Annotated in this window: 18 protein-coding genes; 6 read left to right on the forward strand and 12 right to left on the reverse strand. The window is 59.1% G+C overall.

Translation table 11 applies throughout. The annotated features are described in order from the left end of the window. Positions 1-2: 2 nt before the first annotated feature. Both ASU33_RS15755 and ASU33_RS15760 read right to left on the reverse strand, forming a co-directional pair. Positions 3-440: a hypothetical protein gene (locus ASU33_RS15755; protein ID WP_059071799.1), complete on the reverse strand. Its 438-nt coding sequence runs from the start codon at positions 438-440 to the stop codon at positions 3-5. A 65-nt stretch (positions 441-505) separates the two neighbouring features. Further along, positions 506-754 (reverse strand): hypothetical protein, encoded by a 249-nt coding sequence (locus ASU33_RS15760; RefSeq protein ID WP_059071800.1) that lies wholly within the window; start codon positions 752-754, stop codon positions 506-508. Positions 755-855: 101 nt separating this feature from the next. Between ASU33_RS15760 and ASU33_RS15765 the strand changes: the two genes are divergently transcribed. Further along, positions 856-2517 (forward strand): FAD-dependent oxidoreductase, encoded by a 1662-nt coding sequence (locus ASU33_RS15765; protein ID WP_059071801.1) that lies wholly within the window; start codon positions 856-858, stop codon positions 2515-2517. A gap of 63 nt (positions 2518-2580) precedes the next feature. Here the strand turns inward: ASU33_RS15765 and ASU33_RS15770 are convergent, their stop codons facing one another. Further along, positions 2581-3081 (reverse strand): hypothetical protein, encoded by a 501-nt coding sequence (locus tag ASU33_RS15770; protein ID WP_059071802.1) that lies wholly within the window; start codon positions 3079-3081, stop codon positions 2581-2583. A 257-nt stretch (positions 3082-3338) separates the two neighbouring features. On the opposite strand from ASU33_RS15770, the gene uvrA reads away from it, so the two are divergent. Then, on the forward strand, positions 3339-6344 hold the full coding sequence (gene uvrA, locus ASU33_RS15775) for an excinuclease ABC subunit UvrA (RefSeq protein WP_078063184.1): 3006 nt from the start codon (positions 3339-3341) through the stop codon (positions 6342-6344). A 148-nt stretch (positions 6345-6492) separates the two neighbouring features. Beyond that, entirely contained in the window at positions 6493-6927 is a 435-nt protein-coding gene (locus ASU33_RS15780) for a hypothetical protein (protein ID WP_149867261.1), read from the forward strand. Between the two features lie 7 nt (positions 6928-6934). On the opposite strand, the gene ASU33_RS15785 is transcribed toward ASU33_RS15780, so the two are convergent. From ASU33_RS15785 to ASU33_RS15800, 4 genes are all read right to left on the reverse strand, one after another. After that, complete coding sequence (locus ASU33_RS15785; protein WP_059071804.1) at positions 6935-7384, reverse strand: RidA family protein; 450 nt, start codon at positions 7382-7384, stop codon at positions 6935-6937. A 179-nt stretch (positions 7385-7563) separates the two neighbouring features. Then, positions 7564-8259 carry a DUF4142 domain-containing protein gene (locus ASU33_RS15790; RefSeq protein ID WP_059071805.1) on the reverse strand — a complete coding sequence of 232 codons (696 nt, stop codon included), beginning with the start codon at positions 8257-8259 and terminating at the stop codon, positions 7564-7566. Positions 8260-8297: 38 nt separating this feature from the next. Further along, positions 8298-8561 carry a hypothetical protein gene (locus tag ASU33_RS15795; RefSeq protein ID WP_059071806.1) on the reverse strand — a complete coding sequence of 88 codons (264 nt, stop codon included), beginning with the start codon at positions 8559-8561 and terminating at the stop codon, positions 8298-8300. 40 nt (positions 8562-8601) lie between these two features. Continuing rightward, positions 8602-9174, reverse strand: coding sequence for a DUF4142 domain-containing protein (locus tag ASU33_RS15800; RefSeq protein WP_059071807.1), 573 nt, complete (start codon positions 9172-9174; stop codon positions 8602-8604). 198 nt (positions 9175-9372) lie between these two features. Between ASU33_RS15800 and ASU33_RS15805 the strand changes: the two genes are divergently transcribed. After that, entirely contained in the window at positions 9373-10218 is an 846-nt protein-coding gene (locus tag ASU33_RS15805) for a hypothetical protein (protein ID WP_059071808.1), read from the forward strand. Between the two features lie 74 nt (positions 10219-10292). On the opposite strand, the gene ASU33_RS15810 is transcribed toward ASU33_RS15805, so the two are convergent. The 4 genes from ASU33_RS15810 to ASU33_RS15825 form a co-directional block, all read right to left on the reverse strand. Then, positions 10293-10883: a hypothetical protein gene (locus ASU33_RS15810; protein ID WP_149867262.1), complete on the reverse strand. Its 591-nt coding sequence runs from the start codon at positions 10881-10883 to the stop codon at positions 10293-10295. A gap of 169 nt (positions 10884-11052) precedes the next feature. Continuing rightward, the gene (locus ASU33_RS15815) at positions 11053-11754 is read right to left on the reverse strand and encodes a TapB family protein (RefSeq protein ID WP_059071810.1); all 702 of its coding nucleotides are present in this window, start codon (positions 11752-11754) and stop codon (positions 11053-11055) included. Positions 11755-11919: 165 nt separating this feature from the next. Continuing rightward, on the reverse strand, positions 11920-13065 hold the full coding sequence (locus tag ASU33_RS15820) for a S1 family peptidase (protein ID WP_059071811.1): 1146 nt from the start codon (positions 13063-13065) through the stop codon (positions 11920-11922). Positions 13066-13120: 55 nt separating this feature from the next. Next, a complete protein-coding gene (locus tag ASU33_RS15825; protein WP_059071812.1) occupies positions 13121-13708 on the reverse strand; it encodes an RNA polymerase sigma factor in 588 nt (195 codons plus the stop codon). A 139-nt stretch (positions 13709-13847) separates the two neighbouring features. On the opposite strand from ASU33_RS15825, the gene ASU33_RS15830 reads away from it, so the two are divergent. Together ASU33_RS15830 and ASU33_RS21845 are read left to right on the forward strand one after the other, a co-directional pair. Beyond that, on the forward strand, positions 13848-14114 hold the full coding sequence (locus ASU33_RS15830; protein WP_059071813.1) for a hypothetical protein: 267 nt from the start codon (positions 13848-13850) through the stop codon (positions 14112-14114). Positions 14115-14356: 242 nt separating this feature from the next. After that, a complete protein-coding gene (locus ASU33_RS21845; protein WP_286130601.1) occupies positions 14357-14488 on the forward strand; it encodes a hypothetical protein in 132 nt (43 codons plus the stop codon). A 16-nt stretch (positions 14489-14504) separates the two neighbouring features. Here ASU33_RS21845 and ASU33_RS15835 read toward each other — a convergent pair whose 3' ends face one another. Next, a complete protein-coding gene (locus ASU33_RS15835; protein ID WP_149867263.1) occupies positions 14505-16283 on the reverse strand; it encodes a hypothetical protein in 1779 nt (592 codons plus the stop codon). Between the last annotated feature and the right edge of the window lie 8 nt (positions 16284-16291).

The following is a 16291-nucleotide window of genomic DNA, read 5'->3' on the forward strand; positions in this document are numbered from 1 at the left end:
GTTTACAGGAAGGTCAAAACGGCCTTTTCATAGAGGTTCGCGAATCTGTCGGGCTTGTTGCGGGAACAGAGACTGGTGTACAGGTATGGGCTGACTTTCGGACCTGAATCGAAGATGCTTTTAGGCTTGGCATCGCGAAACCAACTGTAAATTAGGTATGAGCTATTTAGGGCGAAGTTGCTGCCGCAGTCTTCACCACGCCCGCTGCTGAATACGGAAACGGTGTCGGCCCGGAGGGTGCCTTTGTACAGGTGATTTACTCTGAACGTGTACCGCGTAAGCCGCTCCGCTTGAGCTTTGCCGATAAGCGTGCCGGCGAAGATTATGTCGGACTGCTTATAGCCTTTGCGGATGCTAACATCAACACAGGAGCAGGCCCGGCCAACAAACGGGGTAGTCGCCAGCACAACTAGCAGCAGTAGGGTAAATACCTTATGCATAACTCACTGAGGGATATCGGCCGCTAATATAGACTGTCGGCTATAAGCAGTATGCGCTCATTGGCTCAGCAATAATTCCGCAGCTCCTTATCGTCAACGGCTACTAGGTTATCCAGCCGCACCTCAAAACCATCATCCAAGCGCAGGTACTCCACTTTGTCGCGGATGAACAGATCCTTGATGATGCCCTCGTAGGTGCTGGGCGGCGTGTCGGGCTCGGTGCGGTAGGTGAGGGTGCAGCGTTGGCCGGAGGTGGCGCGGGCTTCGAGCTCGTCGTAAAACGAGCAGCTGATGGGTTGGTATTTGGTTGACATGGTGAAAACAGGCTAGTAGGAAGCATTATACGAAAACCGCTTAACCCCGACCTAGGTGGCTGCGTTGGAAATGCAGTTGCCCACCTTAGCCGCTTACTACCGTGCCCAATTCGCAGGAGTTTGACCTTGCCGCAGCCGATGCCCTGCACGACGAGGAGCTAAAAGCCTTTCCGGCTGCCGATACCGAAGTGCTGCTGATGCGCCGCCACGGCCAGTACTACGCGTTTGCCGCCCACTGCCCGCACTACGGCGCGCCGCTCGCGAAAGGCAAGCTGGTAGGGGAGAAGCTGATTTGCCCTTGGCACCATGCCTGCTTTCGGGTGCCCGGCGGCCAGCTTTGCGAACCACCCGCCCTCGATAACTTGCCCAGCTACCCCGTGCGCGTGGCCGATGGCCGGGTGTATGTAACGCTGCCCGTGGCCACGCCCAAGGTGCCCGATTCACCCGAGAAAACACCTACGGCCGTTACCGGTGGCCAAGTGCCGCTGCCCACGGCCGAGGCCGAGCTAGACACCCGCACCTTCGTGATTGTAGGTGCCGGCCCGGCCGGTCAAATGGCCGCGCAAACCTTGCGTATAGAAGGCTTCACCGGCCGCGTGGTGCTCCTAGGTGCCGATGCACAGCCACCTTACGACCGGACCAAGCTCAGCAAAGGCTACCTGGCCGGCAAGGCCACCGACGATACGCTGCCACTGCGCCCCGCCAATTTTTACGAGCGCTACGGCATCGAGCTGCAGCCCAACTGCCGCGTAACCAGCCTCGACCTAGGGAAGCGACAGGTAGTGCTCGATGGCGACCAAGCCCCCTTGCACTACGACGCCCTGCTGCTCTGCCCCGGCAGCACACCCAGGTCGTTGCCCGCCAGCGTGCCCGGCCACGACCTAGGCGGCCTGTACCTGCTCCGCACCCACGCCGATGCGCACCGCCTGCTAGAAGCCGCTGCCGATGCCAAAGAGGTGGTAGTGGTAGGCGGCAGCTTCATCGGCATGGAAGCCGCCGCGAGCTTGGCCGGCAAAGAAGGCCGCCAGATTACGGTAATAGCCCAGGAGCAAGAACCGTTCGAAAAAGTCCTAGGTCTGGAAATCGGCCGCATGTTCCGGGGGCTGCACGAACAGAAGGGTGTGCGGGTGCGCACCGGTCAGCAAGTAGCTGCAATTGAAGGCGACGCTGGCCAGGTAGTGGGCGTACAGCTGGCTTCGGGCGAGCAGCTGCCGGCCGATTTGGTGGTGCTCGGCATTGGCGTGCGGCCCGCCAGCGATTTTCTGCGCGAGGTGCTGCCACTCGAAAAAGATGGCGGCCTGCACACCAACGAATTTCTGCAGGTAACCGACCAGGTGTGGGCCGCCGGCGACGTAGCCTACCTAGGACTGCACCCCACCGGCGAGCTGGCTCGCATAGAACACTGGCGCGTGGCGCAGCAACAAGGGCGCACCGCGGCACTCAACATGCTGGGCCGAAAGCAGCCCTTTCAAAACGTGCCTTTCTTCTGGACGCAGCAGTACGGCAAGAGCTTGCGCTACGTTGGCCGCGCCGCCAAGCCCGACGAAATCATCTTCCACGGCAACGTGGCCGAGCAAAATTTTGTGGCCTTGTACGTGGCCGATGGCCAGATCAAAGCCGCGGCCGCCATGAATCGCGACCCCGACATAATCTGCCTCGAAGCCCTGATGGAGCTAAACGCCATGCCTGCGCCCGATGCCGTACGCGACAGTGCAAATTGGGACGCAGTGCTGCGGCAGGCCCTAGGGGCTCAGCAGCAATAGAGAGGCAATAAAAAGCCCCGCACCAGATAGGAGCGGGGCTTCAATACTAAGAGGCAACTAAACTTAGTGCTTGCCTTTGCCGTGACCCTTGCCGGGGTGGCCGCCGCCGTGCTTGCCATTGCCGTTGCCGGGGCCGCCGTAGCCGCCACCGCCGGGCACATTCACAATCACGCCGGGCTGCGAGGAGTAGCCGCGCATTTTCTTGGCTTGGCCCGGAGGCATGCCGTGCGGGTGGCCGTACTTGGCGCGGTGCTCAGTAACCTGTACCCACGGCGTAGCGCCCACGTAGTTAATCACTACCGGGTGGAAATTGGCCGGGTTGTACCCATTCAGCGAGCGGAGGCGCGTCCATTTGCCGCTGCGCTGCACAATGTAGTTCTGCTCGCGTACGTCGTAGTAGCCGCCGTACTCGGGTACGTAGTAGTATTGCTTACCGGCCGGTACGGCGGGGCCCCAACTCGGCGGGTTGATGTTGATGGTAACCTGCGCGTTGGCTTCGGTGAAAGCGCTGGCCGAGCCCAATAGGAGCAAGGCAGCAAACAAGGTCTTGGTGAGGCGTTGCATAACGCGATAATCTTATGATGGGGAGAAGTAGCAGCACCTAGGCAAGAACAAGGCCAAACCAGGGCGGCACTTGTGCGTAGGCTTACCTACGAAGATACCACCGCGCACCTAATAGGCCCGAACGAAAAGCCTGGGTAGGCGGTTTAATACTATTGCATTCGCTTGCTGTGGCTAAAGCCGCTGGCAAATAAGCTATTCGGAGTAGCCAGCAGGCGGGCATTTCACGTATTTTTGCGGGCTTATCTGCTACGCACTGCATGGCTAAGAAAAAATCGGCGGCTGCGTCCGCTGCGGTTGCTCCGGCTTCGGCCCCCACGTCAGCGGCTACGGCGGCTGCGGATGTTTCTGTTGCGACGCTCGATGCCGCCTTGCCGGTAGGCGCCAACGGCTCGGCTTACCACTCGTCGGCAGCTACCATCGAGGCGCCCTTTATTGAGGTGTACGGCGCGCGCGAGCACAACCTCAAGAACGTGTCGGTGCAGATACCGCGCGGCAAGCTGGTGGTGTTCACGGGCATTTCGGGCTCGGGCAAGTCGTCGTTGGCGTTCGATACCATTTACGCCGAGGGCCAGCGCCGCTACATGGAGACGTTCTCGGCCTATGCCCGCTCCTTTATGGGCGGCCTGGAGCGCCCCGATGTCGATAAGATCGAAGGCCTGTCGCCGGTTATCAGCATCGAGCAAAAGACGACCTCGCGCAACCCCCGCTCCACGGTGGGCACCATCACCGAGATTTACGACTTTCTGCGCCTGTTCTACGCCCGCACGGCCGAGGCCTTCAGCTACGTAACGGGTAAGAAGATGATCCGGCAGTCGGACGACCAGATCATCAACTACATCCTCAAGCACTTCGACGGGCGCAAGCTGGTGGTGCTGGCGCCCATCGTGAAAGGCCGCAAGGGCCACTACCGCGAGCTGTTTCAGCAAGTGGCCAAGCTGGGCTTTACCAAAGTGCGCGTCGATGGCGAGCTGCTCGACATCACGCCCAAAATGCAGCTCGACCGCTACAAGATTCACGACATCGAAATCGTGATTGACCGGCTGGTGGTGAAGGAAGACGACCGGTTCCGCTTGTCAGGCTCCATGCAGTCGGCCCTGACGCACGGCAAGGGCACCGCCCTGGTGCTCGATACCGAGGCCAACAAAACGCAGTTCTTCTCGCGCTTTCTGATGGACCCGGCCACCGGCATTGCCTACGACGACCCGGCGCCCAATACCTTCTCCTTCAACTCGCCCTATGGTGCTTGCCCCACGTGCAACGGCCTAGGTGAGATTCAGCGCATTACCGAGGAAACCGTAATGCCCGACCCCAAGCTGAGCATCAGCCGCGGCGGCATTGCGCCCCTGGGCGAGTACCGCGACATTTGGATCTTCCAGCAGCTCAACCTCATTCTCAAAAAGAATAAGGCCTCGCTCACCACGCCCATTGAGAAGCTGCCGCGCGAGCTGGTGGAGCGCCTGCTGCACGGCATGCCCGAGGTGGAGGACGAAGACGACAAAAAGAAAGGCACCTACACCGAGCCGTTCGAGGGCATTATCCCATTTCTGCAGCGGCAGATGGATTCCGACTCGGAGAACATCCGGGAGTGGATTCAGCAGTACACCCAGGCTGTGGAGTGCCCCGAGTGCCAGGGCTACCGCCTCAAGAAAGAGTCGCTGCACTTCAAAATCGACCAAAAGCACATCGGCGAGCTATCTGTCATGGACATTGGCGAGCTGAGCCGCTGGTTTGAAGGCCTCGAGGAACGCCTTTCCGAGCGCCAGAACATGATTGCGCGCGAGCTGCTGAAGGAAATTCGCAAGCGCATCGGCTTTTTGCTCGAGGTAGGCTTGGAGTACCTGAACCTGCACCGTTCGGTGCGCACGCTGTCGGGCGGCGAGTCGCAGCGCATTCGTTTGGCTACCCAAATTGGTACCCAGCTGGTGGGTGTGCTCTACATCATGGATGAGCCCAGCATTGGCCTGCACCAGCGCGACAACGAACGCCTTATCAATGCCCTTAAGCACCTGCGCGACCTAGGCAACTCGGTGATTGTAGTGGAGCACGACAAGGACATGATCATTCATGCCGACCACGTGCTCGATATTGGTCCCGGCGCGGGCATCCACGGCGGGCACGTTGTGGCCGAAGGCGAGCCCGACGCTTTCTTGCGCAGCGGCTCGCTCACGGCGCAATACCTCAGCGGCGAAAAGCACATTGAGCTCCGCAAAAAAAAGCGCGAAGGCGAAGGCAAAGAGCTGGTGCTGAAAGGTGCCAAGGGCCACAACCTGAAGAACGTAACCCTGAAAGTGCCCCTAGGTAAGCTGGTAGCCGTTACGGGCGTGTCGGGTTCGGGCAAGTCGTCGCTCATCCACGATACCTTGTACCCCATCCTCAACCGCCACTTCTTCAACGCCAAGCGCGAGCCGCTGCCTTTCAGCAGCATCGAGGGTCTGGAGCACATCGATAAAGTGATTGAGGTAGACCAGTCGCCGATTGGCCGCACGCCGCGCTCCAACCCGGCTACGTACACCGGCGTGTTCACCGAAATTCGCCAGCTGTTCTCGTCGCTGCCCGAGGCCAAGATTCGGGGCTACGGGCCGGGCCGTTTTTCCTTCAATGTGAAGGGCGGCCGCTGCGAAACCTGCGAGGGCGCGGGCTTGCGCACCATCGAGATGAACTTCTTGCCCGATGTGCACGTGCAGTGCGAAACCTGCAAGGGCCGCCGCTACAACCGCGAAACGCTTGAGGTGCGCTTCAAGGGCAAAAGCATTACCGATGTGCTCGACATGACCATTGAGAAGGCCGTGGAGTACTTCGAGAATCAGCCTCGCATCTTGCGCAAGATCAAGACGTTGGCCGATGTAGGCCTGGGCTACATCACCCTAGGTCAGCAGGCTACCACGCTGAGCGGGGGCGAGGCTCAGCGCGTGAAGCTGGCTACCGAGCTTAGCAAGAAGGACACCGGCAAGACGTTCTACATTCTCGACGAGCCCACCACCGGCCTGCACTTCGAGGACATCCGCCACCTGTCGGATGTGCTGCAGAAGCTGGCCGACAAAGGCAACTCGGTACTCATCATCGAGCACAACCTCGACCTGATTAAGGTAGCCGACCACATCATCGACCTAGGGCCCGAGGGCGGCGCTGGCGGCGGTACCATTGTGGCCCAAGGCACGCCCGAGCAGGTGGCCAAAGCCAAAAAGAGCCACACGGCGCGCTTTTTGGCCGAGGAACTGCGCGTAAGCAAATACGCCGAAGAGAAGCCCGACGCAGCCGCTTAGCCGGTAAAGGCACCTAGGTGCGCCACCGCCCCATAAACTGCCGCCTCGCCCAATGTTAAATTTTGGGCGGGGCGGCTTTTTGGGTTGCCTAAATATTACGCGCCGCTTATTTTGGGTGCTTCCATTCCTACCCACCCGCTAACCTATTGTGAAACATCTACTCTTCCCCGTCCTGTTGGCCGTTGCCATCATGAATGCTCCCGCCAAAGAAGCGCCCTCTAATGGTACGAAATGGGAGGGCACCATCAGCAATGGCATGAAGGGCGACAAAATCAGCTTTGTGGTGTCGCCCGACGGCAAAAAGCTTTCCGACCTTACCTTTTCGGGCTATTGGCGCTGCAGCGGCAAGCTCGAGCAAACCACCGTGGGGCCCGATTCGGCCTTCAACATTGTGGGCGGCAAAGTAACCGGCGTAGCTGTCGATCCGCCCAACGGCGGCAGCACCGCGTGGCGCTTCGAAGTACAGGGCGAATTCAGCGGCAAAGCTGCGGCCAAAGGCACCTTCCGCATGAACATCAACAACCTAGGCTGCGACACCTACAAGCTGCAGTGGGCAGCCGCTCCTGTTGGCGTAGCTAAGTAAGCAACACCTAGGGCGTAGGCTTCATGGCTATCAGCTCTATCTCCACCAGCGCCGAGGGCATCAGCAAGCGTTTTACTTCCACCCAGGTAGCGGTGGGGTACACGCCGTTGTAGTACTTCTTGCGCAGCTCGTTTTCCTGTGGAAAGGCGTTTAAGTCGACGGTATACACGTTTTCCTTCACCACGTGCTGGAAGCCAAGGCCGTGGTGCGCCAGCGTTTTCTCCAAGGTTCGGTAGATGCCTGCTACCTGCTCGGCCATGGTTTTGCCTGGGTGCACCGTGCCCGATATGTACAGGGTGTTGCCAACCAGCACGGCTTGCGCGTAGCCGTATTGGTTTTCGCCGGCCGCATGCAGGTTAAACGTTTGGCGATTAAGTGATTTGGCCGGCGCTGCGGTTTGCGCCGAGGCAAGTTGCGCACCGCCAAGCAGCGCGGCTGCCAAGAGCAAGCGTTTCATAATTGATGAGGTACTGAAGGTTAGGTCTGCCCAACGTCGATCGGCACCGGCTACCGTTGCACCTCACCAAGCCCACTCACATCAATATGTGAGCGGGCCTAGTGCTGCCCTAACAGCAAAGCGCCGCCTGCTGGTTAGCAGGCGGCGCTTTGTTATCAGCCTCCGAAGGGCCAGTCAGCCTACATTTTCATGTTGCTGTGCTGCTTCGAGGTATCCAGGTGTTTCTGAATCACCGGAGTGGTTTTGGTGATGAAGCCCTTCAGGTCGGCGTCCTGCGTCATCTGCAGGTGAGCCTGCATGGTGTTCAGGGTTTTTTGGTGGTCGGTTACCATTTGCTGCATAAAGCGTTGGGCCAGTTGCTCGCCGCCCAGCTTGCGCATTTCGTCGGCAATGGCTTTGTGCTCGGCGTCCATGTCGGTGGGCAAGGTCACGCCCTTCTTTTGGGCAATGGCTTTCAGCTCCGTCGTCGACTTGGTGTGGTCGGTAATCATCATATTGGCGTGGTCTTTAGCCATGCCCGTCACACCTTTTTCCAGCACCAAGCGGCTCAACTGAATTTCGTTCTGGTCGCTGTGGGCGGCCGACTTCATGAATTCCGGATCATCCTTGTGCGGCGCGGTTTCGCCCGAGTTGTTGGCGTTCATGCCCATCGGCGAGGTGCGGCTATCGGCCGACATGCCCGCGGCTTGTCCTGTGGTGTCGCCGTCGTTCGAGGCGTTGGCGGCACCGTTGGTGCCGTTGCCCATGTAGTTGTCGTCGGCGTTGTTGTTGGCCGTAGCGGTTTCGTCGGTTTGGCCGCCTTTGTTGTCGGTACAGGCTACGTTGCCGGCCATCAGCGCCACGCTAAGCAGCGCCGGAAGAAATAGCTTTTTCATGGATGGGTTGTGGTGTTATGGTTGGGAGAGAACTGTGGCTATTGGTTGTTGGCAGCGCCCGAGGTGTCGCCGGCAGCACCGGCCTGGGCCGCACTGTCAGCATCGGCTGCCACGGTAGGGCCAGCATTGTTATCGATAACCACCGCGTCGGATTGCACGCCACCATCGTCGGCAGCTTTGTCCATATCCGAAACGGCTTCGCCGGCGGTGCCATCGGTGCGTTGGTCGTTGTTGCCGGAGCAGGCAGTACCTAGGGTAAGCGAGCCGGCCAACAAGGCCAGCCATAAGGTCGAGCGTTTCATGAGGTGCTAAGTGAAAGTGAGATAAAGCAAAGGGGGCCATCTAGGGCTTCAGCAGGTCTTCTACCTCTTCGGCCTGCTTCCGATGCTCTTCGAACACCGGAGCATACTTGGCGGCAAACGCGCGGATGTCGCCATCGTACGCTTCGTCGGCCATATCTTCGAAGGCGTCTTCGGCTTTGTTGTGCGCATCTGCAACTTCCTCTACGTAGCGGCGGTCAAATTCGGCGCCCGTTAGGGCTGCCAACTCGGTATACGTATCCTGTTGGTCGCCGCCCAGGCTTTCGGGTAGCACAATACTTTTCTGGCCAGCGAGGGTGCGCAACGAGGTATTAATTGTTGAGTGCCCGCGCAATAGCTGTTGTGCCAGGTTGCGCACCTCGGCGCGGGTGGCTTTCGACTGAGCCAGTTTGCTTAGCTCTACTTCGAGCAGGCCGTTGGTAGCAGCTTCCACCAAAAACTCAGCGTCTTGCTCTTGGCGCTCGGTCACATCTTCGTTGCCGATGCGTTGCTCGTTCTGAAACTTAGCGTCGGCTACAGGGTCGCGGTTGCCCGAGTTGCAAGCTAGCAAACTGCCTAGCAGGCACAGCGGCAGATATCGGTTAAGCAAGTGCATAACAGGTGCGTTGAAGCCGGCCCACGACCGGCATCTGAACTATACGCACCCGTGTGCAAGCGGTTAGAATAAATTAGTTCCGAGCTGGGCAAATATTTTTTGAGGATACTTTAAACTTCGGTATTGTAGCTCCTTCTAAGCCATTGCAAACCGCCTCAGCGGCTGGTACTTCACACCTTTTCTTTAACAACTCTACCCATGAAGCGTAACGCATACCGTACCGGATTCGCCATGCTGGTTAGCACTGGCCTGATGGCTGGCTTCAGCAGCTGCTCCAAAGACAACCTAGGCGTAGCCACCACTACCTCGGCCGAAGACCAAGCCGATGCCGAAGGCTCCGATGCCGCTACCTTAGAGTACATCGATGCCAACGCTCCGGCCGATGTAAACCAAGCCGGGGCTGGTACCTGGGCCTCCGCCGACGACCAACGCTCGGTGTGCGGCACCTGCGTTACGCGCACCTACAACGCCGCTACCCGTACCCTTACGCTCACCTTCGATGCGGCAGGTTGCGTGGGGCGCGATGGGCGCGTGCGCCGCGGGCAAATTGTGGCCGTATTTAGTGGTCAGCACCGCCAGCCGGGTTCTTCGGTGGTGGTTACGCTCGTGAATTACTCCGTTAACGGCAATCCGCACCAGGGCACCCGTACTCTTACCTACACCGGCAACAGTGTGTACACCCTTAAGGTACAGGATGCCAGCATTACCACCCCCACCGGCACGGCCAGCTGGAGCTCCGAGCGTACCTACACTCAAACCGCCGGCCAAAGCACCCGCACCCTGCTCGACGACGAGTTCAGCGTGACTGGCAGCGTGAGCGGCACCAACCGCAAAGGCGTATCGTTTACGGCTACCATCCAGCAGCCGCTCAAAAAGGTATTTCAGCGCGGATGCGCGCGGTTCTTCACTGCGGGCACGGTAGAAATCAAGACGTCGAAAGAGCAAACGCTGCTGCTCAACTACGACCCCGCCGGCACGGCCGCCTGCGATAACATTGCTTCGGTAACCATTAACGGCCGCACGCGCACGATTCAGTTGCGCTAACGGCAGCTATTAGAAACAAAAAAGCCCCGGTATCTACCGGGGCTTTTTTGTTGGGATTGCAAGACCACAACCTATTACTGATCGCCGCTAGGCAATGTGCCCGAACCCGGGGCTTCGCAGCTTGGGCCCTGAACCTGACCCTGCTGGCAATTGTTGCCAAACTTCACCCACGACGAAGCATTGCCCACTTGGTAAGTGCCGTTCAGGGTGAAGGTGAAAGTGTGAGCTGCACCGTCGGATACACTCGAGGGCAGGTTGTCGAATTTCAGAATGTTAGCACCTACTGCGTTGGTGCAGCCGGCGCCGCGGCCTTCGCTACCAGCTAGGCTGTTGTAGGCTTTGCCATCGAGGGTAGCAGCAACTACACTCTTGAACGTAACGGCTTGGGTGCAACCGTTCGGTAGAGCTACAATCCAGTGGCTCAGACCGTTGGCTTTGGCCGGGCCAGTACGACGGATGGAGTACGTGTAGGTAGTAGTGTTGTTACCATAGCTAACGCCTTGAAAAGCAACGTCGTAAGCGCCGATGGTAACGTTTTGTACCGTGTTTACGCTGGCGATTACCGCTTCAGCAGCCGGACGTACCGATTCGTCCTTGCTGCATGCAGCAGATAGTATCATGCCAAGCAGCAAGCTGCCTTGGCCAAACAAAGTAGAGAACGTCATCTGGTGGAGATATAAGTGGTGAAGGATGTCGGCGCGTAAATATATATGACAAAAATTATTCGTGGTAAGTGGTTGTTAATTAATGTTGTGTAAAATTTAGTGTAGGTAAAATTCTACTGGTATTTGGCACTGATATTGCTACTGTCGAGGTTTTATCGAGTGGCTGTACCTAGGGTTTAGCCGTCAGCACGGTATAGCCCATCAGCTTGTCTTTGCGGTAGGTTTCGGAGCGTACCGAGCCCACACCGGGGGCGTACCACTCCACCGAGCGCATCGTTACCGGGATGCTCATGCCGCCAATACCGGTTTCCATGCGCAAGTCTTGCGACACTTTTACGCAGCGAAACGAGCCGGCCGGGGTAGTTACCGGCGCATCAGTTGCTTCTACTTTGCGGTTGCTTACCAGCATGCGCATGTTCCCCAAGCGCGTGCCGCTCTTCTTGTCGCTCATTTGCAGGTTAAGGGTACCATCGGGCAAAGTGCTGCCCGCTTTGGGTGTGGCAGGTAGCTCCAGAAAATCGCCGGTAGCAGTTAGCTCCATGTCCTTGTAGCCTTTCATCTGCTCCGGGTTTAGCATCGAGCGCATATCAATGCGCACTAAGCCGGCTTGGCACTCAACGCCGAACTCACTTTCGCTTACCGGCTGATTCTGCTTGTCGAGCACTTGCTGGTGCACCGATGCTTGGGTGCGCCCGCCACTAGCTTTCACGTTCCGCACCTCTTGGCGCACCCGCCCGGTGGGCTGCTGCTTGGCGTCGTACGTGGTCAGCTCGTAAGTGCCGGTTTTGCGCAAATCGCGGTACAGGCCGCAGTCCTGGGCTGCGGCGGATAAGCTGGCAATCAGGCCAAGCGCAAGTAGGATTGTTTTCATGGCAACGCGGCTGATAATGAACGATGTATTAAGATAACCTTGCTATCCGCCGAATGCTAGTGCGGGTGGATGCATCGGCTGTACCTAACAAAAGCCAGCCACAAAAAAGCGGCACTGCCCTAGGTGAGCAGTGCCGCTGAAAGTAGCTACCGAAGCGCGAAGAGCTTATTCAAACACCTTCACTACGAATACAAAGTCCTGGAGCTTGCGCAATTGCTGCGGACGCGATTGGCCAGCCAACTGGTTTTGGCGCGGCACGTTGTAGCCCGGGGTAGTACCTGCTGCCGAGAGCGAGTCGACCAAGCGCATGAGGTACGACGACTTGGTGGCAAAAGCGGCGCTTTGCACATCCATCTGCCGCCCGCTGATTACACCAATAAGGTTGCCGCGGTCATCGAGCACGGGGCCGCCCGAGTTGCCAGGGTTCACCGGAATGCTGATTTGGTAGAATCCTGAGTCGCCCTCGAAGCCGCTGCGGGCGCTCAGCGAGCCTTCGCCGTACACCACGTCTTCGCGCGGGTAGCCTAGTGTGTATACCCGCTCGCCTAGGTCGGCTTGCCGGCGTTTGAAGGCGTAGGGCAGGCGGCCGAAGCCCGAGAAGCGCGGATCGTTGATGCGCAGGATGGCTAGGTCGTGCGCCACGTCGGTGAACACGGGCTGAGCACGGTAGCGCTGCCGGTCGCGGCTTTCGATCAGCAGCGAATCGGCGCCCTGAATTACATGGTAGCTCGTCACCAAGTAGCCATCCGACGTTAAGGCAAATCCGGTACCGCTAAACTTACCCAGGTTGGGCTGCTCCGAGCCGGAGCGGGCGCCAATTTGGGTAATGGCCTGGTTCATGGTGCGCTGATTTTTCTTGATGCGGTCTACCTCGCGGCGCAAGGTAGCGTAGCCGTATACCGAGGGCTGCTGGCGAGCTTTCCACCACTCCATACCCAAGAGCGTGGTAAATACGGCCAGCACCGCTACGGCCGCCGCTACCGCCATCGTAGCGCGGTGGCCGCGCCAAAAATCGCGTAGCCACTGCTCGGTGCGCGAGATGTGCAGCACGGGCATTTCGGGGCGGCCCGTTTCCACGGTGGTTTCCTGCTCGGCATCGATTTCAGCCTGCAGTGCCCGCAGCCGTTCGCTTAGGTGCAGGCGCTGCCCGTAGGCGTGCAGCGTGCCCGTAAGCTGCCGGAACTCGGCCAAGCGGCTCGCCAGCACCGGATCGGCCGCAAGGCGCTGCTCCAGTTCGGCACGCGCCGGAGCCGGCAGCTCATTGCTGAGGTAGCTCTCGAACAGTGCGTAATAATCTGCTTCAGTCTTCATAACGGTAGGGCGGGTGTTGCTCCCGCCAGAAGGAGAGAAAGAACAAGTGCGTTTGCTAGGGAAGCGGTTCTTCTTTGTATTGCTGGAAAAACAACTTTTTCAAACGCACGAGGCATTTGTACTTCTGATTCTTGGCGTTGTCGGCGTTGGTGTAGCCGTGTTCCGCCGTGAGTTCCTGCATGGACTTGTCGAGGAGGTAAAAGCCCTCCAACAACGAGCGGCACGGCTCACCTAGGCGCAGCAGCGCTTCGCTCATCACAGCGAATTGCTGATCGCGCTGTTCGGCTTCAACCAAATCGGCCTCGGCCCCCGTTTCGAGGTACGGTTCGTGGTCGTCGAGGCGGCCGCCGTAACGACCTTTCTCGGCCAACCGCTTCAGCCACAATCGGCGGCACACGGCGTAGAGGTAAGTCTTGATCTGGCAGCTCAGCTCGAGCGTGCCTTCGCGTACTTTCTCGTAAAACACCATCACGCCCTCCTGATAAATGTCCTTGGCCTCGTCCTCGGTTCCGCTGTTCTGCATCACCAAGTGAATGACCATCGGCAGGTAGAGGCGGTACAGGTGTGCCAGTGCCCGATCGTCGCCGCGGCGGATACCCGCCACCAGTTCCTCGTCGGTAAATGAAGGCTGTGCCTTGCCCATGCGCAGTTACTCGTTCTTAATACTTTGCCTCCGCTGCGGTAACCCAACAAATAAATTTTTTCTACTGACGGGTTACCTCTCTCGATCTGCGGTATGAAGGGCGTTTTTCAGACCCAACATTTTCAAACTTACCACACAGATGAAAAATCTGCTCAAAGTTGCCGCTCTGTTCGCTGTAGTAAGCCTCGCTTCGTGCGGTGGCGAGAAGGCTGCTGAGACCACCGAAGCTACCACCACCGAAACCACCACCGCTGAGACCACGGCTCCGGCTGCTGACGCTACGGCTGCTCCGGCTGATTCGGCTGCTGCTACCACCACTGAGGCTGGCGCTGCTACCACCGAAGCTGGTGCTGCTGGTGCTACCACCACTACCACCGAAGCTACTACCACCACTACCCAGCAGTAGTGAGGCAGGCCAGCCCAGCGCTGGCCCGTCGGCTTTCGGACGGCCCGAGTTTCTCTGCGGAGAGGCTCGGGCCGTTTTTTATCGAAGGTGCTCAGTGTCAATGGTCGAGCTTAGCATATATCAAGTTGTTGTGTATCTTGCCGGCCAACGCACCGCATTGTTTATTTATGTCTGATCTTGTTGCAGTACCAAGGGAGCAAGATAATGCTCTGGCTAACCCGCACCATACTTGTTGCCCCATCTTGGCAGATAATCCCGAGCATACTGAGGAGCCGCAGGTACTGCCCACCGCCAATGTACTGCAAATAGGAAGCTACTTAGTGGGCGAGGCCCACGACCCTAAACTGGGCGGGCATCCGTACATCCGCTACTAATACCGCCGCGGCGGACCTAGCGTTTCTCGTCGAGCCACAGAAAACCTGCGGCTACCAGAAACAAAGCAAAAAACCAGCCCGCAGGCCAAGGCTCGCGACGCTGCTGGGGGAGGGAAGAAGGGGCTCTGCTGCCGCCCCATTGTTGCGCCGCCGCTTGGCACTCGGTGGCTTGCGGAGCAAGCCAATCGTGCGAGCTGTACACGAAAAATGCGCTGCTGGCTTGCCCAGGAGCCTCTACCGTATGCCAACCCGTGCTACTGGGCCAGTAGCTGCCCATCCACACGTTGGGCCGACTGGGGTGCTGACCTAGGGCCAACTGCACTGCTTTGCCTTGCGCATCGAGCACGCGGGCCCGCGAGGGGCGAGTGGCAGAGTAGGAGGTAAGCCGCAACTCAACGGGTTGGTGCGGTTGCGGCCAGGCTGCCGCTTTCCATTCGGCTACGGGGTCGGTGGGGCGAGCGGCGGCTGTAAGCAGCCGGCTCCAGTAGCCATCGTAAGTAGCTGCGGTGCCGGCTAGCTGCCAACGGTAGGTGTTGGTGGCGGTGCTTACCACCACCGTGCCCCAACCCACGCGTTGGGCTGCCGCTACTATTTCGGTGGGGCGGGCAGCCGTAACCAATGGCTGCAGCCGAGCCGAAGTGCGCAACAAAGCGGGCAACAAGGTTTGGCCGCTGCCCATGGGCCAATGGAGCTGTTGGGGCCGATCGGCAACTGCAGCGGGACGGTTCTGCAAAGCAAACTGTGCCCGGCCCGGTAGGCTGCGCGGCAAATCGGCGGGGGCTAGCAATACCACGCCCAGGCCATTGCTGGCTGCAGCACCCAGGGCGCGCGCCTCGGTACCCGAAAGCGTATTGAGTGCATCGGCATCGGTTACCAGCACATCGTGCGAAGCCAGTAGGAGGCTGCTTAGCTGCCCTAAGTTTACCTGCGCATGGTTGATAAAATCAGTTTGTTGCAGCCCACGGCCCACGCTCACGCGCAATGCTACTTGATGACCTTGCTCGCCCAAGCGGGTTTTCAGCAGATTGAACTCAAAAGAAGGCGAGCCGGCGAGTAGCAGCACGCGCAGCGGGCGGGCAGTTTCTACCTGTGTCGGTACTGGCTCGGCTGCTAGCGTTTTGCTGCCCTGCCGAGCCGAAAGCCGGGCGAGCAGCCTACCGGTGCGGCGCGGCGTGTAGCTCAACACAAAAGCGCCGGAGCCCGACTTTAGCTGCACCGAGTCGCGCACGGCGCCGGCGGCCTCTAAGCTCACCCACACGGGTCCGTTGCCTAGGTGCCCAAAACTGCCTTCAACGCGCAACGGGGTGCCCAGCACGAGCTTGGTCGGCCAATTTCCTGCCTTGAAACCAGTAGCTGTGTAGGCATGCGGCACCAACTTTACTGATGCTGGCAAAGTCGCCAAATCGGCCGAGGGCAACCCCAGGCCTAGTACGTGTAGCTGCCGCACCCGCGGATAAGCATCGGGCAATGCCGCCAACGACGATAAGCTGGCGGTATCGGTAGCGGGGCTGCCGGTACGGTAGCGCAATACAGGCACCGGACCTAGGGCACGCAGCAGCTTTTGCAGACTATCGGGCTGGTAGTGCGCGGTAAGTACAATGGCCGCATCGGGTGCAGCTACGGTTACGGTGCGTTGCGGCGGAAATGCGCTAAACCACAGTGCTGCCGCAGCAACCAAACCTGCAGCCACTCGGGCTATGCGGCGCCACCCCGGGTAGCGCAATGCCTGCCACACCAGCAAGCCCGCCAGCAACAGGCAGAGAAAAAGGTGCGCGTACGAAAGGGGTGTCGACATCATGCTAG

The organism is Solirubrum puertoriconensis (assembly GCF_001483135.1).
In the GTDB taxonomy this organism is placed as follows: domain Bacteria; phylum Bacteroidota; class Bacteroidia; order Cytophagales; family Hymenobacteraceae; genus Solirubrum; species Solirubrum puertoriconensis.